General features: G+C 70.7%; 16 protein-coding genes and 1 pseudogene. 8 read left to right on the top strand and 9 right to left on the bottom strand.

Going from position 1 to position 20,519, the window contains the following annotated elements:
- Positions 1-2: 2 nt before the first annotated feature.
- The 8 genes from ACFY0F_RS06280 to ACFY0F_RS06245 form a co-directional block, all read right to left on the bottom strand.
- Complete coding sequence (locus ACFY0F_RS06280) at positions 3-1,523, bottom strand: Wzz/FepE/Etk N-terminal domain-containing protein (RefSeq protein ID WP_388789739.1); 1,521 nt, start codon at positions 1,521-1,523, stop codon at positions 3-5.
- Complete coding sequence (locus tag ACFY0F_RS06275) at positions 1,520-2,890, bottom strand: Wzz/FepE/Etk N-terminal domain-containing protein (protein ID WP_388789737.1); 1,371 nt, start codon at positions 2,888-2,890, stop codon at positions 1,520-1,522. The genes ACFY0F_RS06280 and ACFY0F_RS06275 overlap by 4 nt, the downstream gene beginning before the upstream one ends.
- Positions 2,887-4,152, bottom strand: a complete 1,266-nt coding sequence (locus tag ACFY0F_RS06270; RefSeq protein WP_388789734.1) for a glycosyltransferase family 4 protein — start codon at positions 4,150-4,152, stop codon at positions 2,887-2,889. The genes ACFY0F_RS06275 and ACFY0F_RS06270 overlap by 4 nt, the downstream gene beginning before the upstream one ends.
- Positions 4,142-5,458: a nucleotide sugar dehydrogenase gene (locus ACFY0F_RS06265; RefSeq protein ID WP_388789731.1), complete on the bottom strand. Its 1,317-nt coding sequence runs from the start codon at positions 5,456-5,458 to the stop codon at positions 4,142-4,144. Before ACFY0F_RS06265 ends, ACFY0F_RS06270 begins: the two co-directional genes overlap by 11 nt.
- A 70-nt stretch (positions 5,459-5,528) precedes the next feature.
- On the bottom strand, positions 5,529-7,007 hold the full coding sequence (locus ACFY0F_RS06260; RefSeq protein WP_388789728.1) for a sugar transferase: 1,479 nt from the start codon (positions 7,005-7,007) through the stop codon (positions 5,529-5,531).
- Positions 7,008-7,759: 752 nt separating this feature from the next.
- Positions 7,760-8,005 carry a hypothetical protein gene (locus tag ACFY0F_RS06255; RefSeq protein WP_388789725.1) on the bottom strand — a complete coding sequence of 82 codons (246 nt, stop codon included), beginning with the start codon at positions 8,003-8,005 and terminating at the stop codon, positions 7,760-7,762.
- Positions 8,006-8,028: 23 nt separating this feature from the next.
- Positions 8,029-8,301 carry a DoxX family protein gene (locus tag ACFY0F_RS06250; RefSeq protein WP_388789722.1) on the bottom strand — a complete coding sequence of 91 codons (273 nt, stop codon included), beginning with the start codon at positions 8,299-8,301 and terminating at the stop codon, positions 8,029-8,031.
- A gap of 117 nt (positions 8,302-8,418) precedes the next feature.
- Positions 8,419-9,300 carry a LysR substrate-binding domain-containing protein gene (locus ACFY0F_RS06245; protein WP_388789720.1) on the bottom strand — a complete coding sequence of 294 codons (882 nt, stop codon included), beginning with the start codon at positions 9,298-9,300 and terminating at the stop codon, positions 8,419-8,421.
- Positions 9,301-9,371: 71 nt separating this feature from the next.
- Here ACFY0F_RS06245 and ACFY0F_RS06240 point away from each other — a divergent pair, with 71 nt between their 5' ends.
- The 8 genes and pseudogenes from ACFY0F_RS06240 to ACFY0F_RS06205 all read left to right on the top strand — a co-directional run bounded on the left by ACFY0F_RS06240 (position 9,372) and on the right by ACFY0F_RS06205 (position 18,319).
- A complete protein-coding gene (locus ACFY0F_RS06240) occupies positions 9,372-10,577 on the top strand; it encodes a thiolase family protein (protein WP_388789717.1) in 1,206 nt (401 codons plus the stop codon).
- A complete protein-coding gene (locus tag ACFY0F_RS06235) occupies positions 10,574-11,269 on the top strand; it encodes a 3-oxoacid CoA-transferase subunit A (RefSeq protein ID WP_388789714.1) in 696 nt (231 codons plus the stop codon). The genes ACFY0F_RS06240 and ACFY0F_RS06235 overlap by 4 nt, the downstream gene beginning before the upstream one ends.
- Entirely contained in the window at positions 11,266-11,910 is a 645-nt protein-coding gene (locus tag ACFY0F_RS06230) for a 3-oxoacid CoA-transferase subunit B (protein ID WP_388789712.1), read from the top strand. Before ACFY0F_RS06235 ends, ACFY0F_RS06230 begins: the two co-directional genes overlap by 4 nt.
- A 522-nt stretch (positions 11,911-12,432) precedes the next feature.
- Complete coding sequence (locus ACFY0F_RS06225; protein ID WP_388791295.1) at positions 12,433-13,236, top strand: leucine-rich repeat domain-containing protein; 804 nt, start codon at positions 12,433-12,435, stop codon at positions 13,234-13,236.
- A gap of 459 nt (positions 13,237-13,695) precedes the next feature.
- Positions 13,696-13,890 (top strand): annotated as a pseudogene (locus ACFY0F_RS06220) (FMN-binding glutamate synthase family protein); the annotation flags it as partial.
- A gap of 14 nt (positions 13,891-13,904) precedes the next feature.
- Complete coding sequence (locus ACFY0F_RS06215; RefSeq protein ID WP_388789709.1) at positions 13,905-15,665, top strand: thiamine pyrophosphate-dependent enzyme; 1,761 nt, start codon at positions 13,905-13,907, stop codon at positions 15,663-15,665.
- A gap of 791 nt (positions 15,666-16,456) precedes the next feature.
- Complete coding sequence (locus ACFY0F_RS06210; protein WP_388789707.1) at positions 16,457-17,296, top strand: RNA polymerase sigma factor SigF; 840 nt, start codon at positions 16,457-16,459, stop codon at positions 17,294-17,296.
- 678 nt (positions 17,297-17,974) lie between these two features.
- Positions 17,975-18,319 carry a MerR family transcriptional regulator gene (locus ACFY0F_RS06205; RefSeq protein ID WP_388789704.1) on the top strand — a complete coding sequence of 115 codons (345 nt, stop codon included), beginning with the start codon at positions 17,975-17,977 and terminating at the stop codon, positions 18,317-18,319.
- Between the two features lie 261 nt (positions 18,320-18,580).
- Here the strand turns inward: ACFY0F_RS06205 and ACFY0F_RS06200 are convergent, their stop codons facing one another.
- Positions 18,581-20,266 (bottom strand): ribonuclease J, encoded by a 1,686-nt coding sequence (locus ACFY0F_RS06200; RefSeq protein ID WP_388789701.1) that lies wholly within the window; start codon positions 20,264-20,266, stop codon positions 18,581-18,583.
- Positions 20,267-20,519: the final 253 nt, after the last annotated feature.

Below are 20,519 nucleotides of genomic sequence, written 5' to 3'. Positions count from 1 at the left end.
TCCTACCGCGCCTCCTGGTCGTTGCCCGGGACGCGTGCGGCCCAGATCGGCTGCCGCTCCGTCCGCGGCTGGTTCGTGCCCTTCTGCCGGGGCATCCGCTCGGCACGGCCGCGCAGCGCGATGTTCAGCCCGTCCCACAGCGTGCCGTCGGTGCGGTCCCGCGGATCGGGGTCGATCAGCACCACACCGATCACCGGGATGCGCTGGTCCGCGAGCTGCCGTGCCACGGTGTGCAGCCATGCGGCGCTGCCGTGCCCGGCACGTACGACGAGCACGGTCCGGGTGCCGAGGTACTGCAGGTCCGTCCACGCGGTGCCGGGCGCCACCGAGCCGACGCCGAGCAGACGCCCCTCGTGCTGCACGGCCGCGGCACGCTCGCCGCTGACCACGGTGGGATCTCCCGGCTTCGGGCGACGACCCGAGAGCTGCGGGCCGGGCAGACCGTCGATGACGGCCACCGGCCCCTCGGCCGCCAGTGCCCTGGCGACGTCCAGCGCGATCGCGCAAGTGCTGCGCGCACAGCCCAGCTCCAGCAGCGACACCGGTTCCGCGGAGCCGCGCACGGTGCGGGCCAGGGACGTGGTGAGCCGTTCGCCGGCCGTCCGGGTCCGCCGGCGCTGCCACAGCCTGCCCGACCTCAGGGGCAGCTCCGCGATGACCGAGGCACCCAGGTTCGCCGCGATGTCCCGGCGCAGTACGGGGCGGTCCGCCACCACGACGCCGACCGCGGCCAGCGCGAGCCCGAGGACGAGCCCGAGGACGGCCCCGATGGCGGCGTCCGTGGCGGCTGCCTTGGGCAGGGAGTGCGGCACCGCGCGCGGGGCGTCCACGATCTGCGTGCCGGCGATGACCCTCGGTGTACCGGTACGCGCGTCCGCGGCGCGCTGGTCGAAGTCGGCGATGCGCGAGTTGAGTTCGGCCCGGCGGGCGAAGAGCGACTCGATGCTCGCCGACGCCGTCGGGTCGCTGTCCGGCGACCGGTTCCCTATCTCCTTGTTGACCTGGGCGAGTTCGTCCCGCGTGCGGTCACGCTGGTCGAGCAGGGCCTGGGCCTCGGCCTTCGCGGTTTCCTGCATCCGCTGCACATGGTCCGCCACGAACGCGTCGGCCAGCGCCTTGGCCCGGGCCACCGCCTCCGCGTCGCTGCCCCCGGTCACATCGATCTGCAGCAGGTTGTTGGTCAGACCGGTGCCCCGGTAGTCCCGCATGAAGTCCTGAGGTTTTTCCGAGGACTTGAGGGACTTCAGGGCCAGGTCGGCGATTCGTGAGGTCTGCAGCACCGCGACGTCGGTGCGGATCAGCGTTCCGGTGTCGTTCGGCTGGTCCTCCTCGTGCGCGACCAGCACCTTGGTCATCGCGCTGGGCGGCGGCGGCATCAGGACCGCCACCGCGGCGCCGAGCAGCAGTCCGAGGAGCGCCATGGCGCACCACAGGCGGCGGCGCCTGCGCACGGACACCACGAGCGCCTGCAGGTCGAGGAGCGGAGCGGCGGCCGACGACTCCGAGGTCGTGCCGGTCGTCACGCCGAACCTCCCGTCGCGTGGCCGCGCACCGCGAGCGCCGGAGTGGCGTCGTCCGGACGCCGGTCGGCAGACCGCGTGGGGGAGGCCTGCACCAGGTCGGCGACGACGACGCCCAGGACGTCGTGCCTGCCGTCCGCGCACGCCTCGGCGATGCCGGCGAGCTCCTCCGCGGTCCGGCTGCCCGCGCTGAGGACCACCAGGGCGCCGGCCTCGGTGTCGCGGTCCGGCACCGTCGGCCGCTCCACCGACACCTCCACCACCCGCAGCAGCGGATCGCTCTGGGCCTCGGCGACGAGCTGCCCCGCGGCCCGGCGGGCGATCTCGTCGCCGTCCGGTACGACCACCAGCAGCCGCCGGGGAGCCGGCAGCTGATGCCGGAGGCGAGCACACACCCGCCGGTAGCGGATCCGCCTGCCGGCCTCGTCACCGGACCTCTGCGGGGCCGGTACGTCCCACCGGGTGTCCAGGCCGAGGAGTCGGCGGATCCAGGACGTCCGGCCCCCGCCTTCCGGCCGGTGCGCGCGCCGATCACCGGGCACGTCGACGGTACCCAGCGAGGCCGCCCCCAGTGCGGCGGCGATCTCCGGTTCGGTGCGCAGCCGGCGGTTCCTCCGCGCGGCGACGAGATGGCCGATGACCGCGAGCAGGAAGAACAGCAGCGCCCCGCCGCCCATGAGCTGCGTCCTCGTCGGAGGCGCCTCGCCGGTCGGCCGGGCAGCCGGCCCCATGACGACCAGGCCCGCCTTGTTGGCCGTCGGGCCGGCATCGTCCAGCTTCTTCATGGCCGCCTCCAGCGAGGTGCGCAGGTTCTCCAGCGCTGTGCGGGCCTGCACGCTCTCCACGGTCCGCCCTGGATCGGCCGCCTTGGCCAGGTCGGTGATGCGGCGGTTGGTCTCCGCCACCTGCTTGCGCAGCGCCCCGGTTCCCGAAGCCGCTCCAGCGTCGGTGCCGCTGCCCGCGATCTGTGCGGTGAACTGCACGAACTGCCGGGCCATCTGGTCCGAGAGCCGCTGCGCGCGCTCCGGGGTGTCGGCCGTACCCGAGATGGTGATGATGTTCCCGTCGGCGGCCTTGGCGCTCACCTGGTCCCGCAGCTCGGTGCCGCTGACGCCGGACCAGTGCAGAGCGGCGGCCGCGCGGTCGACCACCGCCGAACTGGTCGCGATGTCCACCTGGGTGAGCAGTTCGCGCTCCTCCCACACCCCGGGCAGCAGTACCGGTGCCGACGCCGTGTAACGCGGCGGGAACACCACCACCGAGGTGCCGTAACCGACGAGTGCGCCCACCACGGCGAGGACGGCGAGAAGCCGCCACCGCCGACGCAGTATCCGCCCGATCGTGACGAGGCGGATGGTGTCTTCGTTCAACTGCGCTGCCTCTTCCTTGTGCGCATCGGGCCGCCCGCCGACACCGCGGTGCGGTCACCGTAGGCGGCGGCGTAGGCGGCGAGCAGCGCCGTCTGCGAGTTGCGCCAGGAAAGCCGCCCGCCGATCCGTTCCTGGCCGATCTTGCCCATCCGGGCCCGTTTCTCCGGATCGTCCAGCAACGTCGCGATGAGCTCGGCGAACCGGTCCTCGTCGTTGGCGGGCGCGTAGACGGCGGCGTCACCGGCGGAGACGCGCGCCTCCTTCAGGTCGAACGAGACGATCGGTCGGCCCATCGCCATGTACTCCAGGACCTTGTTCATCGTCGACACGTCGTTGAGCGGATTGCGCGGGTCGGGGGAGAGGCACACGTCCGCGGTGGACAGGTAGCGCACCAGGTCGGCGTCCGGAACCCGCCCGGTGAACTGCACCTGCTCGGTGAGCCCGAGCCGCCGGGACAGCTCCACCATCGCGTCGAAGGCGTCGCCGGAGCCGACGAACACCGCGTGCCAGTCGGTCCGTCCCCACTCGTCACGCAGCTTCGCCAGGGCCCGCAAGGCGTAGTCGACGCCGTCCTGCGGGCCCATGACGCCGAGGTAGCACAGCAGATGAGGCTTGCCGCGCTTCAACTGCGGTTCGGGCGGCACCGGTTGGAACCGCTCGATCTGAGGCGCGCTGCGCACCACGAAGACGTCCTCGGGTCGCTTGCCGCCACGGCGCACCGCGACGTCCCGGTAGCTCTCGTTCGTGGCGAGCACGATGTCCGCGGCCCGGTAGGTCCGCCGTTCCAGCGCGCACACGGCGCGGTAGAGCAGGTCCTCGCCGCGGTCGAACCGGGAGAGGTACAGCTCGGGCACCAGATCGTGCTGGTCGAAGACGAACCGCGCGCCGCGCCGCTTCAGCCACAGCGCCGGCAGGAACAGCAGGTCGGGCGGGTTGCAGGCGTGGACCACGTCGACCGGGCCGACCTTGCGGGCCAGCCGGGCCGTGTGCCACAACGCGGTTCCGTACTCGCGCAGGTAGCCGGCCGGCCCTCCGGTGGCCGCGCGCAACGGATAACGGTGGATCCGCACCCCGTCGATCAGCGCCTGCGGCTCCGTGTCCCGCTTCTCCCCCCGCGGACAGACGACGTGCACCTCCCAGCCCGCGTCGCGCAGCGTCGTGCACTCCTGCCACACCCGCCGGTCGAACGGCACCGACAGGTTCTCCACCAGGATCAGCGCGCGCCGGCCCGACCCGTCACCGCTGACTGCGTCACCAAGCAAGGCCCACGTACCCCTTTTCGGCCCGGCGCGCCTCGGCGTCGGGAAGGCGGACGAGGTCGACGATCACCGGGCCGCCGCCATGGGGCAGTGCCGAGACGACGGCCGGATCCCTGGTCCCGACCAGGCACACCTCGGCGTGCTCGAGCACCTCCTCGACGGAGTCCGCGAGCAGTTGCGCGAGGTGCGGCAGCCGGGTCTCGATGTACTCGCGGTTCGCGCCGAGCAACCGGGAGAGGCTCACGTTCGCGTCGTGGATCCGCAGGTCGTACCCCTTGCCGTGGAGCCGCTCCGCCAGTTCGACGAGCGGGCTCTCGCGAAGGTCGTCGGTGCCGGGCTTGAAGGACAGCCCGAACATCCCCACCCGGCGCTTGCCGGTGCGCTCGACCAGCTCCACCGCGCGTTGCAGGTGGTCGGAGTTGGAGGGCAGCACGTGGGAGAGGATCGGCACCGAGACGTCGGCCCGCTGCGCCGCGTACACCAGGCTGCGCAGGTCCTTGGGCAGGCAGGAGCCACCGAAGGCGAAGCCGGGCCGCAGGTAGGCGGGGCTGATGTTCAGCTTGCGGTCGGCCAGGAACACGTCCATCACCTGATGCGAGTCCACCCCGAGCGCCTGGCACACCGCGCCCAGCTCGTTCGCGAAGCCGATCTTGAGGCCGTGGAACGCGTTGTCCGCGTACTTGATGGCCTCCGCCGTCGGGACCGGCACCCGGAACACCTCGCCCGGCAGGCCGTCGTACAGCGCCAGCACCGCATCGCCGCTCGCCGGGTCGAGCTCGCCGATGACGGTCTTGGGCGGATCGAAGAAGTCCCGCACGCTCGTGCCCTCGCGCAGGAACTCCGGGTTGACCGCGACCCCGAAGTCCACCCCGGCCGTGCCGCCGGTGTTCTTCTCCAGGATCGGCACCAGCAGGTTCAGACAGGTGCCCGGGAGCATGGTGCTGCGGAACACGACGGTCTGCCGCCCGCCTCGTTCAGCCAGCGCGGCGCCGATCTGCTCGGTGACCCGCTCCAAGTAGGTGGTGCACAGGCTGCCGTTGGGCTCCGACGGCGTGCCCACGCAGACCAGAGACACCTCGCTGCCCATGATGGCCTCGCGGACGTCACCGGTGGCGCGGAGCGCCCCGGTCCGCACGACCTCGGCGATGAGCTCGCCGATCCGTTCCTCGACCACCGGGGCCTTGCCGTCGTTGACCAGGTCGACCTTCACCTGGTTGACGTCCACTCCGATGACCTCGTGCCCCATGCCGGCCAGGCACGCGGCCGACACGCAGCCCACGTAGCCGAGCCCGAAAACGCTGACTCTCATGACCCGTTCCTCCCCCCAAGCAGGCCCGGACGGCCTGCGGTTCGCGCGTCGGCCGGACGGCCCCCGCGCATCAGTAGGCCCCCTGGCCGTAGAGCACCGCACGCAGCGTCTTCCACAAGATCACTGTGTCCAGGGCGAGCGACCAGTCCTCCACGTACCGCAGGTCGAGGCGGACCGCCTCCTCCCACGGCAGGTCGCTGCGTCCGCTGATCTGCCACAGGCCGGTGAGTCCGGGCTTGACCAGCAGCCGCCGCCGGATGTCCGGGCCGTACGCGGCGGACTCCTCCGGCAGCGGGGGCCGCGGACCGACGAGCGACATCGACCCGGTGAGCACGTTGAAAAGCTGCGGGAGCTCGTCGATCGAGTACCGGCGCAGCACTGCTCCCACCCGGGTCACCCGCGGATCCCGGCGGAGCTTGAACAGCGGGCCGGCGCCCTCGTTGCGGTGGGCGAGCTCGGCACGCGCCCTGTCGGCCCCGGCGACCATGGTGCGGAACTTGAGGATGGTGAACTCGCGGCCGTCCTTGCCGACCCTGCGCTGGCGGTAGAACGCCCCGCCCCGGCTGTCCACCACCACGAGCAGTCCGACGAGCAGCATCAGCGGTGCGAACAGCAGCAGCAGGACCGCCGCCCCCACCCGGTCGACGACCCCCTTGACCACCCGGCGGCCCCCGGTGAAGGCGGGCATGCTGACCCGCAGCAGCGGGATCCCCAGCACCGCGTCGACGTGCAGCCGCGGACCGGCCACCTCCATCAGTACGGGGGCCACGACCATCTCGGCGTCGCTGCCTTCGAGGTTCCAGGCCAGCCGCTGCAGCCGGTCCGGTGTCCAGTGCGGGTCCGGCGTGACCGCGACGACACGGTAGCCGTCGTGCTCGACGTGCTTGGCGACGTCGCTGAGCCGGCCGACGACCGGTACACCGTCCAGTTGGTCACCGTCGAGTTCGAGATCGTCCGTCGTGCACACTCCGTCCACCCGCCATCCCAGGTGCGGGAACTTGCGGGTGCGGGTGATCAGGTCGCGCACGGTGGCCGGGCTCCCGGCAGCGAGCACCGGTCTCAGGCACAGCCCTTCCTTGCGCTGTTTGTGCAGCCAGAGGCGGAGCACATACCGCTCGGTCATGGTGACGAGCGCGATCGCGGGGACCGCGACGAAGATCCAGAGTTTGATGTTGCGCGAGGTGAGGGCTATCCCGCCGAGCGCGAGCACGACGGTCGCCGTGAACAGTGAGCGTCCGAGCCGGCGGAATTCCTCGGCACCCTGGCCGAGCACGGCCGGAGCCCACGACCGGCTCACCGCGAGCGACCCCAGCACCAGCAGCTCGGTGCCGAAGGCGAGAATGCCCCACTTCTCATGCCAGTTGGCCGCGTCCCGGGCCCCGAAGAAGTTGCCGATCCCCGCCACCACGATGGCGGTGGCCACGGTATCGCTGGTGATCACGGTACGCCGGTACCGCTGTTCCCAGTCGATCGTGGTCTGGCTGATTGCCCCGTCCGCCAGACGCTCGCGCGCCGACGGAAACAGGCTGGCTACGCCCCCTTGCCGCACAGAACCCCCCAGGTTCCCAGTGATTCGACGTGTTCGCCTAACACCGTTCCTCCGCACGGGAGGCCCCCGCCCCCCGCACTGCGCCACCCCTCAGGAGGCCCCCGCCTCCCGCACTGCTCCTCCCCTTCGGGAGGCCCCCGCCTCCCACGCAGCGCTGTTTCTCCCCACGGGGAGGCCCCCGCCACCCCGCTCATGACATCCCGGCTCTTTCCGAGCTACTCGGACAACTCACCTCGGAGGCAGGGGACTCGCATGCCCTGCCAGACCTTCGAGATGCGCGGGAACCCGTCGACACCTCGGGTGCTCCCCGCACCCAAGGCCCCCTCCCGAGCTCCAGCCATTGATCACCCCCACGTCTGGCGCCGGGGACATGCCTACTGGCTTTCCGCAGCGCCGGACCTATAGATCATTACTGGTCGCCTCATGCCCGAACGGCCGAAGCACGGTCAATCTAGACCATCGGGGCCGGTATGAAGAGAGGATGTGGGTAATTTGTGCGTTCAAGGTCCGAGACTGGTCCCACCGACGGGTGAACGCCTATGGTGACCTTGCCGTCACCGTGCGCTCCGGCGGACCGCCACGGCGCCCGGATCGGCGACGGGTTCGCGCGCATCGACGGAGGGCCGGCGGAACCGCCCGCGGCCCCGGCCCACGGGGCCGGCGCGGCCCCCAACCCGGTCTTGGGCCGGGCGAGTTGCGTGCCCAACAGGCGGCGCAGACATGGGTCGGCGCACACGCGCCCCGGCGGCCCGTCAGCGCAGGAAGTCCAGCGGGGCCTGCGTCAGCTGCCCCTGCTCGCCGAGCACGTACGGGCGACCGCGCCCGCTTCGGTTCCCCGGAGGCCGGGACCGGGGCCGCGAGCAGGAGGGCGTCCCGGAGGCGGGCGGCACACCGCCGGACTCCTCGCCCACCGCCGCCTGGGACCGCTCGTGGGAGGCGCGGACCTCGGCGTCGTGGGTGTCCGTGCCGGTGTGGTCGACCGGGGTCGGGGACTTCACCGTGTCGGACGTGTGCTCCTCCGTCAGACCGTCGCGATGCCGAACAGCAGCGCGGCCACCGCGACCACCAACAGGACGGCCGGCATCGGCAGGCCCTTCGTGTCCTTGGCGCGGAGGTGGGTGATGATCGCGCCGATGAAGTAGAGGATGACACCGACGCCGGCGGCTATGCCCAGCGGCCGGTAGAAGATGCCGACGATGAGACCGAGCGCGCCGGCGAACTCCAGGGCGGCCAGCCGCGGGAACCAGCTGTCCGGCACGCCGATCCCGTGCATCCCCTCAGTGATCTTCTCCATGGAGGTGAGTTCGCTCTCCGATGGTCCGAGCGCCACCGGGAGTACATCAGCATGTCCCGCCGCAATTACGACGCCCGGTAGCGGGCCTCGCCGCGCGGTTCGACACCCGGTGGCGGCTCACAAAGCCGACTGGATGATCCTGACGGTCCGGGCCAGGTGCGGTTCGAAGCGGCCGGCGCGGTGGGCGACGGCCAGCTCCACGCGCGTACCCGCCCCGGCCAGTGGCAGGTAGACGACACCGTCGAGTGCCAACGCGGTCACGGGCTCGGGCACCACCGCGACGCCGAGGCCGCCGGCCACGAGGGTGACCAGCGTCGAGGTCTCGCCGACCTCGTGGCGGATGCGCGGCTCGACGCCGGCGTCGCGCAGGAGTCCCAGCACGACGTCGTACATCACCGACCGGCGGTCGGCGGAGTGCACGATCATGTCGGTACCGGCGAGGTCCGCGGCGCGCAACCGCTTACGGCGGGCGAGGGGATGGTCGACGGGCACGGCGACGACGAGCCGGTCCCGGCGCAGGGTGTGCACGGTGAGCGAGAGGTCGGCCGCCACAGGGCGCAGCAGTGCGACGTCGATCGCGCCGGTGCGCAGCGCCTCGACCTGGTCGGGCGCGAGCATCTCACCGCGGAAGGAGAAGTCGACGCCCGGCAGCTCCTCCGTGAGCCGGCGGGAGAGCGCGGGCAGAAGGCTGTACGTCGCCGAGCCCACGCACCCGATCGCGAGGTGCCCGACCGAACCGGCCGCGACGAGCCGCGCGTGGTGGGCGGCTTCGTCGACGTCGGCGAGGATCGCGCGTGCCCGCTCCAGGTAGGCCCGGCCGGCCTCGGTCACCTCCACGCGCCGTGTGGTGCGGTGCAGCAGCTCGACGCCGAGCTCCGCCTCCAGCTGCCGGATCTGCTGGGAGAGCGGGGGCTGGGCCATGTGGAGCCGCTCGGCGGCCCGACCGAAATGGCGTTCCTCGGCCACCGCCACGAAGTACCGAAGGTGACGCAGATCCATATGTCGTCCATATCGATCGGATCAGATATGCGTACTTCAGCATATCGCCGACGGCCACTAGCGTCGCTGTCATGAGTGCTTTCCTGTACGCCGCGACACGGACGCCGTTCGGCCGCTTGGGCGGCGCCCTGGCCGGCGTCCGCCCCGACGACCTGTCCGCCGCCGCGATCACCTCGACGCTCGCCAGGGTGCCGGGTTTCGACCCCGCCGCGATCGACGACGTGGTGTGGGGCAACGCCAACGGTGCCGGTGAGGAGAACCGCAACGTCGGCCGCATGGCGGCGCTGCTCGCCGGGCTTCCGGTGAGCGTGCCCGGCACCACGGTCAACCGGCTGTGCGGCTCGAGCCTCGATGCGGCGATGATGGCGAGCCGGGCGATCGAGTCCGGCGATGCCGAGGTGGTGTTGACGGGCGGTGTGGAGTCGATGACGCGTGCGCCGTGGGTCCTGCCGAAGTCGGCGAAACCGTTCCCGGCCGGCGACGTCACCGCGGTCTCGACCACACTCGGCTGGCGGCTGGTGAACCCGCGGATGCCGAAGGAGTGGACCGTCAGCCTCGGCGAGTGCAACGAGCAGCTTCGGGAGCGCTTCGGGATCTCCCGCGAGCGGCAGGACGAGTTCGCCGCCCGCTCCCACCAACTCGCCCACGCGGCCTGGGAGTCCGGCTTCTACGACGACCTGGTGGTGCCGGTCGAGGGTGTCGGGCTGACCCGCGACGAGGGCGTCCGAGCCGGATCCACACCGGAGGTGCTGGCCGGGCTGAAGCCGGTCTTCCGGACACCGGAGCAGGGCGGCACGATCACCGCGGGCAACGCCAGCCCGCTCAACGACGGTGCCTCCGCGGTGCTGTTGGGCAGTGAGAAGGCCGCGGCCGGGATCGGGGCCGACCCGATCGCCCGCATCGCCGGCCGCGGTGTGATGGCGCTTCAGCCGCAGGCCTTCGGCTACGCCCCGGTCGAGGCCGCCAACCGCGCGCTGGCCCGGGCCGGGATCGGCTGGGACCAGGTCGGTGCGGTCGAACTCAACGAGGCCTTCGCCGTGCAGTCGCTCGTCTGCCTGGACGCGTGGAAGGTCGACCCCGCCCTCGTCAACCAGAAGGGCGGCGCGATCGCGATCGGCCACCCGCTGGGCGCCTCGGGCGGCCGCGTCCTGGGCACGCTGGCCAAGGTGCTGCGCGAGACGAGGCAGCGCTACGGCGTCGCCGCGATCTGCATCGGGGTCGGTCAGGGGCTGGCCGTCGTACTGGAGAACTGCGACTCCACGGGGGTGGCCCGGTGAGCCGGGCGGAGATCCTCGATTCCGCCGATGCGGCGGTCACCGGCATCGAGGACGGGGCCACCATCCTGGTCGGCGGTTTCGGCCTGGCCGGGATGCCGTTCGATCTGATCGACGCGCTCATCCGGCAGGGTGCGAAGGACCTCACGATCGTGTCCAACAACGCCGGCAACGGCGACGTCGGCCTGGCCGCGCTGCTGGCCGCCGGACGGGTGCGCAAAGTGCTCTGCTCCTTCCCGCGCCAGGCCGACTCCTGGGTCTTCGACGGCCTCTACCGCGCGGGGAAGATCGAGCTTGAGGTGGTGCCGCAGGGCAACCTCGCCGAGCGGATGCGCGCGGCCGGTGCCGGCATCGGCGCGTTCTACTGCCCGACGGCGGTGGGCACGCCGCTGGCCGAGGGCAAGGAGGAGCGGGAGATCGACGGCCGCAGATACCTGCTGGAGTACCCCATCAAGGGCGACTACGCGCTGATCGCCGCGCATGTGGCGGACACCATGGGCAACCTCGTCTACCGCAGGACCGCCCGCAACTTCGGCCCGGTCATGGCCACCGCGGCCACGACGACCATCGTCCAGGTCGAACAGGTCGTCGAGCCAGGCACTCTCGATCCCGAGGCCGTCGTCACCCCGTCCATCTACGTCGACCGGATCGTCCAGGTGGCGGGCCGGCGCTACACCGTGCAGGGGGCACGATGACCACCACGTCCACCGATCACCGCCTCTCCATGGACGAACTGGCCGCCGTCATCGCACGCGACATCCCGGCCGGCTCCTTCGTCAACCTGGGCATCGGGCAGCCCACCAAGATCGCCGACCATCTGCCGCCCGATTCCGGGGTGGTGCTGCACACCGAGAACGGCATGCTCAACATGGGGCCGAAGGCCGAGGGCGACGCGGTCGACCCCGACCTGACCAACGCCGGCAAGGTCCCGGTGACCGAGCTGCCGGGAGCGGCGTACTTCCACCACGCCGACTCCTTCGCCATGATGCGCGGCGGGCACCTCGACGTCTGCGTCCTCGGGGCGTACCAGGTCGCCTTCAACGGCGACCTCGCCAACTGGCACACCGGAAGGCCCGACGACATCCCCGCCGTCGGCGGTGCCATGGACCTCGCCATCGGCGCCAAGGACGTCTACGTGATGATGACGCTCTTCACCCGCTCCGGAGAGCCCAAGCTCGTACCACGGTGCACCTACCCGCTCACCGGTCTCGGCTGTGTCAGCCGCGTCTACACGGACCACGGCGTCTTCGACATCGGCCCCGAGGGCATGCGAATCCGCGAGACGTACGGCGTCAGCGCCCACGAACTCGCGGAGCGACTCGGCATCAGCCGGTGAGACGGTGGTGCTGCGCCAGTGTGTCAGGAGCGGCCCTGGCCTTTCGCAACCCGTCGCGCGATTCGGCTGCCTGTCGCGCTCCGCGGCTGTCGGCCCCGAGCGCGACTCGTAGCGTCTGTCGGCAGTTGAACGAGTACGGACGCCGACACCCGCTCCAGCACATGCGGGCGCCTCGCGTGTGATGAAGAAAGCTGACCTGCGGCTGGGTGCCAGAGCGGAGGGCCCGCCCGATGCGGTGCGCAGGGCGTGGGCGGGGCCCTGTTCGCTCACCGCATCGGAGTCGGCAGGTCATCCAGAAGGTTCGCCTGAGGTGGCCGGCGGTACCGGGACGGCACTTCGAGACGGCGGTCCTACAGGGATTCGAGTGGCGTGGCCGCCCGCGCCCCACCAGATGGGGCGTCTCTGAATCGACCAGTGCCGCTCGTCACCCCCACTCCGGTGTTGAACCGAGTGGGGATGTTCAACGAGCGAGCTGGAGTTCGGACGGTGCCGTACCCGGCGCCGCGTCCCTATCGTTGCGCCATGACGGACGAACAACGCCCTGCGAGGGTCTTCCCCAACCGCTTTCCCGAGGCGATGGACTCCCGGCCTGGGGTGCCGCAGGACCGCTGCCACTGCTTCGACCAGGTCCGGGTGAGTGCCCCCGGCGCGGTCACGTCCTTCCACCCCGAGATCCAGGACACCAATGCTCCGGGCTGGCTCCGGTTGCTGGAACTGATCGAAGAGGCGGCGACCGACGGGCGGGAGGAATTTCGCCCGCTGCCGGAGCTGAGCCCGGAGCAGCGGCGGCAGATCGTGACCCTGCCGGCGTCGATCGGACGGCTGACGGCGGTGCGGACCCTTGTGCTGTACGGGAGCAACCTGGTGCGAATACCGCCGGAGATCGGCGGCATGACGAACCTGGAGGCGTTCAGCCCGTACACGTCGCGACGGCTGCACTGGTTCCCGTACGAAATCACGCGGTGCGCTCGGCTGGTGAACAGCACAGTCAGCACACGCTCGATCTACGGCAACTACAAGTATCGGCCACCGTTCCCACGGCTCCAGCCGCCCGGCGATACGGTCCTGGACCTTGGCGGCCTGGATCCCTCCCGCTGGGGCACCACCGCGGCCCGCACCTGCAGTGTCTGCACCGGGCCGATCTCGGCAACCGGCCCGCACCAGGCTTGGCTCTCCAAGGCGGTGGCGACCGACGTCCTGCCGCTCCTGGTCAACGCCTGCTCCCAGGCGTGCCTCGACGCTCTGCCACCTGGAGCGAAGGGCTACGTCCCTGCACCTCATCGGGGCGGCACGATCGAACAGCCTGCGCCGCGTCGGGCGTCGTGATCCGAAGCACGGGACGGCCCGCTTGCCACCGAGCCACGCCGGTGGCGGGTTCGGGCGGGACGCCGGTCATGCACTCTTCGACCTCGACCTTGGACAGGTCGAAGGGATACCGGGCAATGACACAGCGCATGGATGCCTTCACAGGGTCGGGAGAATGCCGAGACGCTGACCGGGTGACGGCGGTCGGGCGGGGTGGGTGGACGGTGAGGGCGTGAGGGCAAGAGCACGGGCCCCAGCCACATGATGCGCGAACCGGTGGCTCGCGACGATTTCGCGTCAGCGTCAGGCGGGAACGATGTTCTCAGCCTGCGGCAGGGCCCCCGCCGCCCTCACCGGTGGACGCCGCCCGCGGCGACGCCGGTGACCTGAGGACGTTTCAGCAGGACTGGAGAGCGATCACCCGGCAATGTGCAAGGGGTGACACGCATCGCAATCGTCGGACTGACTCTTGTCGCAGGCGTATTTGCTTCCCTGGGCGTCACCGATCCCGCCCAACTGCGTCCGCACATGCCCCACCGGCGTGTCGACCCCGTCACCGAGCTCTCATACGAGGAACTGTACGCATGGCTCGCACCAGGGCAGTTGCTCGCCGAGCCACCGGCCTCCTGGGCAGCCGACTGGAACGCCGCCGACCCCGACCACTTCACCGTCTGAACCGGAGGACTCACGTGGCCCGTACTGTTGCCCGCGTCATCGTGGACGCGCTGAGCGAACTCGGCGTACGCCAGGTGTTCGGCGTCGTGGGGGACGCGCTCAATCCCCTGACCGACGCCATCCGCACCACCGAGGGCCTCGAATGGGTGGGCTGCCGCCACGAGGAGGCGGCGGCCTTCGCCGCGAGCGCCCAGTCGCAGCTCACCGGCGCCCTCGGAGTGTGCATGGGCACCGTCGGGCCTGGATCCGTTCACCTCCTCAACGGACTGTACGACGCGGCCAAGAGCCACGCCCCGGTCCTGGCCATCGCCGGCCAGGTACCGCTCGCCGAACTGGGCAGCGACTACTTCCAGGAGGTCGACAACGACGCCCTCTTCAGCGATGTGGCCGTCTTCCGCGCCACGATCACCTCACCCGACCAGCTGCCGCAGATGCTGGAGACGGCCGTGCGCCACGCACTGGGCCGCAAGGGCGTCGCCGTCCTCACCGTGCCGGGTGACCTGGGGGAGCGGGAACTGACCGACGACCGCCCGCCCCGGTTCTCCCTGAATCCTCCGGTGAGCCGGCCGGAGGAGTCGGCGGTCCGTCGGGCCGCGGAAATCCTCGACCGCTCCGAGCGGGTCACCCTGCTCGTCGGTGAGGGTGCGCGCGCCGCTCGCGAGGACGTCCTCGCCCTCGCCGACCGCCTGGCCGCACCGATGGTGCTCACACTGAAGGCCAAGGCCGGTTTCGAGGGCGACGCCAACCCCTTCCAGGTCGGCCAGACGGGACTGATCGGCAACCCCGCCGCCGCATCGGCCCTCCAGGACGCGGACACGATCCTCCTGCTCGGCACCGACTTCCCCTACCGCGACTGGTATCCCGAGGGCCGGACCGTCATCCAGGTCGACACCGAGGCCACCCACATCGGACGCCGGGTACCGGTCGAGGTCGGGCTGGTGGGGGACACCGGCGCCACCGTGCGCGACCTCCTGGGCCACCTCGCGGCCGGGCCCGGTCCGGGCGGCGGACGTGACCGCTCGCATGTGGAGAAGGCGCGGGAACGCTTCGATCAGTGGCGTGCCGGTCAGGCACGGCTCGCCGACCCCTCACACGACAAGGGACTCATCGGTCGAGTCCGCTCCGCGCTGGACAATCGCGGCCACGACATCCGCCCGGAGGCGCTGGCCGCGGCCGTCGACCGGGTGGCGGCGGAGGATGCCGTCTTCACCTCCGACACGGGCATGGCCACGGTGTGGCTCTCGCGCTTCGTCGAGATGCGTGGTGGCCGCCGGCTCATCGGTTCCTACAATCTGGGGTCGATGGCCAACGCCATGCCCCAGGCGCTGGGCGCCCAGTGCCTGGACCGCGAGCGGCAGGTCGTGGCCTTCTGTGGTGACGGCGGGCTGAGCATGCTCCTCGGCGACCTCATGACCCTGAAGACGTACCGTCTTCCCGTCAAACTCATCGTCTTCGACAACCGTCGCCTGGGCATGGTGAAACTCGAACAGGAGCAGGCCGGCCTCCCCGAGTTCGGCACCGTTCTCGACAACCCCGACTTCGCCGCCGTGGCCGAAGCCATGGGCATCACCGGCATCCGCGTCACCGACCCGGCCGACGTGGAGCCCGCCGTGCGACGAGCCTTCCGCAGCCCGGGCCCGGTCCTGCTCGACGTCCTCACCAACCCCGACGAGATCGCCGTCCCGGCCAAGCCGACGGTGGAGCAGGGCTGGGGGTTCGCGGTGGCCAAGGTGAAGGAAGTTGTGCGGAGCCACGGAGAGCCGAACGGGAACTGACGACACTCAGGGAGTGCCGGTCGGGGCAGGACTTCTTGCCCTGGCTCCTTGCCCCGACCGCCCCACCGAGCAGCCCCGGCCACGGTCTGCTCGGGACGACGCACGGAGCTGACCGTGCCGCACTGGTGGCCACCCGCAAGGACCAAGGGGGTGGCCATCTCGGTGCCCACGGGAGACGGGCACGCAGCAGGAGGCGAGCGACCGCCGGGCTCGACCGACGCTCGCCCGCACGCCGAAGCCGGCCGCCTCGCCGTGGCCGGCCTGCAGCCTGGCCGCCCGCCTGCTCGACCGACGCACGCTGCGACCCCTGGACGGCCGACGGCACGGACGCGGCCGACTCCGGTGAGACCCTGTCGCTCGACCCGGCGGGGACGGCGAGAGCGCTCGCATCGGTCACCTTCACGACGTGCTCTTCGCCTGCTGCGGCGACGAAAGGCCCGCAGGACCGTCGGTCCCCACCCCGCCACGCCGGCGCACTCGTAGCCGAAGGGCCCAGCGAGTGCCGCCGCCACTACTGGCAGGCCGCATCGGACGCCCCCCGACCGGAGGCTCGATCCGTGCAGTCCCGACGCCCTCGCAGCCGTAGCCCGCTCACAGGTCTGTGGGCCGCCGTCCGGGCCTGATGGCCAGGCCGGACGGGTGGCCTCTGCGCGGCAAGGCGCCCCGGCTCACGGTCCTGCCTCTCGAGCACGTGGTCGCAGGCATGGGTGGAAAATAGGGGGGTAGGCAAGGCGTCGTCGGTCGTTTCGCGGCGGGCCGTGGCACGAGTTCGAATCCGGGAGGGGACCTACATGGCGCTCATGCGCATGCTGGACACGCAGACCACCGAGCTGCCCGAAGTCGCCGACCCTTCCCGGGTGGCGCCCAAGGATGCGCGCGGACTCTCCCGGTTGTTCTTCGAGCAGCTGGCGGTGCTGGAGGAGGGCACGCCCGAGTACAGCTACGCGCGCAACACGCTGATCGAGATGAACATGTCCCTCGTCCGCTACGCGGCGGGCCGGTTCCGCAGCCGCGGGCCGGAGGAGATGGAGGACATCGTCCAGGTCGGCATGATCGGACTGATCAAGGCGATCGACCGGTTCGAGCTGTCCCGCGAGGTGGAGTTCACCTCCTTCGCCATCCCCTACGTCGTCGGTGAGATCAAGCGGTTCTTCCGTGACACCACCTGGGCCGTGCACGTGCCCCGGCGGCTGCAGGAGGCCCGCGTCCAGCTCGCCCGTGCCACGGAAGAGCTGCGCAGCCGGCTGGGGCGGACGCCGACGGTCAAGGAGCTGTCGGAGCTGATGTGCCTGCCTGAGGACGAGGTCATGGAGGCCCGCCTCGCCGCGAACGGCTACAACTCTTCCTCCCTGGACGCCGCCATAGGCGGCAGCGAGGACGGCGAGAGCGCCCTGCAGGACTTCATCGGCGTAGAAGACACCGCGCTGGAGTTGGTGGAGGACTTCCACTCCCTGGCCCCACTGATCGCTGACCTGGAGGAGCGGGACCGGCAGATCATCCACATGCGGTTCGTGGAGGAACTCACCCAGGCCCAGATCGGTGAGCGTCTGGGCGTCTCCCAGATGCATGTCTCCCGGCTGCTGTCCCGCTGCCTCGCCCGCCTGCGTGAGGGCCTGCTCACCACCGGCTGACCAGCAGGCCGTCCGGACCCGCCTGATGCCCGCCACCGCTGTGGCGGGCATCAGGCGTATCGGGGGCCGACGAACTGGAAGAGGGGTGCGACGGAGGCACTGGGTGCTGCCGGCCGTAGCCACCCACGGCGCTTCGCGCGATCGGGCGGGTGGTGATCAAGCGGTCGATTCCGCCGCAGACCTCATCAGTCTCACAGGACTGCTGGGCAGTAAGGGGGGGCACCATTCGAGCTCGCTCTCTTCCTGGTGTGTCTGAGGAAGAAAGAAAAACTATCGTGGCGACAGTAGACATTCCGCTGTCGCAGGGTTAGCGTGGTGCGCGTACCCAGAAGTCCAAGTGGGCACAGCAGGCACGGACTGCTGTGCAGGTAGACCAGAAGGACACGGCCCCAGCGGGGCTGTGAGCAGCACCTGCGGTAATCGCCGTAGTCGAAAAGTAAGGAGCAGAACGCCATCAGGATCGCCCGGGCGAGGAAGCAGTCCGCCCGGGTACCGCAAGGCCCCGGATTGGAAGGTGGTCCCCGGTCACGCATTCACGATCCCCGCAACCCCGCCCTCCCAGGCGGCTGCGGAAAAAGAAGGCCGGCGCAGTGCGCCGGTAGATGGTGTTGAAAGCTCGGGGCCCGGGTGCCGTACTGGCACCCGGGCCCCCCGACGCGTCCCCGAAAGAAGAGGTCTATGCCGCCTGCCGGTTCCCGTCCCGTCGATCCTCTCGACGATGACGACTACCCCGCCTACACCATGGGCCGGGCCGCCGAGATGCTCGGCACCACACCTGCCTTCCTCCGTGCCCTCGGTGAACACCGCCTGATCACCCCGCTGCGCTCCGACGGCGGCCATCGTCGCTACTCCCGGTACCAGCTGCGCACCGCCGCCCGCGCCCGCGAACTCGTCGACCAGGGCACCGCCATAGAGGCCGCCTGTCGCATCGTCATCCTCGAAGACCAGCTCGAAGAGGCGCAGCGCATCAACGAGCAACTGCGCGCTGAGGGCGGCAAGTCCCAGCCGAAGACATCAGCCTGATCGCAACGCCCGAACCCGGGGCAACCGATGCACTGCCGACGGATGAGCCCGCTTGGTGGACCGCACCGCCGTTCCGCAGCTCAGGCGGGCTCAACGCGTCAACCGGAACCCACGGAAGACATAACCGCAAGCGGGCGTGACGCATGTAGTGGGTGACGAAGGGCGAACCCGCGGAAGAAGGCCGCCGCCGAGGCGGCACCGTCCGGGGAGTCCCGCGGGCGGTGCCGCGGCCGGAACGGGGACCGTGCTTCCGGCCTTGGCTCAGGCGTCGATGATGACGGGGATGATGAGGGGCTTGCGGCGATGGGTGCGGAACGCCCAGTTCGCCACGGCGCGGGCGAGGAGTTGTTCGAGTTGGCGCGCGTCCCCGACGCCTTCCTCGGCTGCGGTGGCCAGGGTCTTCTCGATGACGGGGATGACCGGCTCGAAGGTGGCGTCGTCGTGGACGAAGCCCCGGGCCAGGAAGTCGGGGGCCTCGGCGAGGGCGCCCGTGTCCGCGTCGACGATCGCCACCACGGTGACCACGCCTTCGGCGGCGAGGGTGAGGCGGTCCTTGAGGGACGCTTCGGTGGCGCCGCCGACTTCCATGCCGTCCACGTAGACGTTGCCGGCGGCGACCTTGCCGGTGATGGATGCGCGTCCGTCGACCAGGTCGACGACGACGCCGTCCTCGGCGATGACGACCCGGTCGGGGGCGACACCGGTACGGATGGCGAGGTCGGCGTTGGCCCGCAGGTGGCGCCATTCGCCGTGCACGGGCATGACGTTGCGCGGTTTGACGATGTTGTAGCAGTAGACGAGTTCGCCGGCGCTGGCATGCCCGGATACGTGCACCTTGGCGTTGCCCTTGTGGACCACGTGGGCGCCCCACCGGGTGAGTCCGTTGATCACCCGGTAGATGGCGTTCTCGTTGCCGGGGATGAGGGAGCTGGCGAGCAGGACGGTGTCGCCCTTGCCGATGCGGATCAGGTGGTCGCGGTTGGCCATCCGTGACAGCGCGGCCATCGGTTCGCCCTGGGAGCCGGTGCACACCAGCGTGATCTTGTGGTCCGGGAGCTTCTCCAGCTCCTTCGTGCTCACCACCAGACCGGAGGGGACCTTCAGATAGCCCAGGTCACGGGCGATGCCCATGTTGCGGACCATTGACCGGCCGACGAAGGCGACCTTGCGGCCGTGCTGGTGGGCGGCGTCCAGGACCTGCTGGATGCGGTGCACATGGCTGGCGAAGCTGGAGACGATGACCCGGCGCGGCGCGGTGCGCATCACCTGCTCGATCGCCGGGTTCAGCTCTCGCTCGGAGGTGGTGAAGCCGGGGACCTCGGCGTTGGTGGAGTCGGTGAGGAAGAGGTCCACGCCCTCCTCGCCGAGGCGGGCGAACGCGCGCAGATCGGTGATGCGGTCGTCGAGGGGGAACTGGTCCATCTTGAAGTCGCCGGTGTGCAGCACCATCCCGGCCCGGGTGCGGATCGCGACCGCGAGGCTGTCGGGAATGGAGTGGTTGACCGCCACGAACTCGCAGTCGAAGGGCCCGAAGCCACGCCGGTCGCCCTCCCGCACCCGCACCGTGCGCGGCCGGATGCCGTGTTCCTTGAGCTTGGCCTCCAGGAACGCCAGCGTCAGCTTGGAGCCGACCACGGGAATGTCGGACCGCTCGCGCAGCAGGTACGGCACGCCGCCGATGTGGTCCTCGTGGCCGTGGGTGAGTACCACGGCCACGATGTCGTCCAGCCGGTCCCGGATCGAGGTGAAGTCCGGCAGGATCACGTCCACGCCGGGCTGGGTCTCCTCGGGGAACAGCACGCCGCAGTCGACGATGAGCAGCTTGCCCGCGTGCTCGAAGACGGTCATGTTGCGGCCGATCTCACCCAGGCCGCCCAGGGCGATGACCCGCAACCCTCCTTCAGGCAGGGGAGGGGCGGCTTTCAGCTCGGGGTGCGGATGACTCATACCCTGACGGTACCCGGAGAGCGGGATGGGATGATCCGTTGCCTGTGATCTCTCCTTGGGCCGGGCCTTGGCACTGGTCCACTCGCAGTGGTCGACATGCGGGTGCCGTCGGCGCTCAGGAACAAGTGGGTTGCGAGAGCCCCGGGGCAGGCGGCCTCCGGGGTGCGGCCCTGAGCTTGCCGGACCGCAGGCAAGTGTGCGGGGCGGTCGATGTCACGGACGCGATGTCAGGCATTGTGTTACTGTCATGCGT

This window comes from Streptomyces sp. NPDC001544 (assembly GCF_042894285.1).
GTDB lineage: Bacteria > Actinomycetota > Actinomycetes > Streptomycetales > Streptomycetaceae > Streptomyces.
The sequence above is the reverse complement of the archived record's forward strand: the minus strand, read 5'-3'. Positions and strand labels throughout refer to the sequence as shown.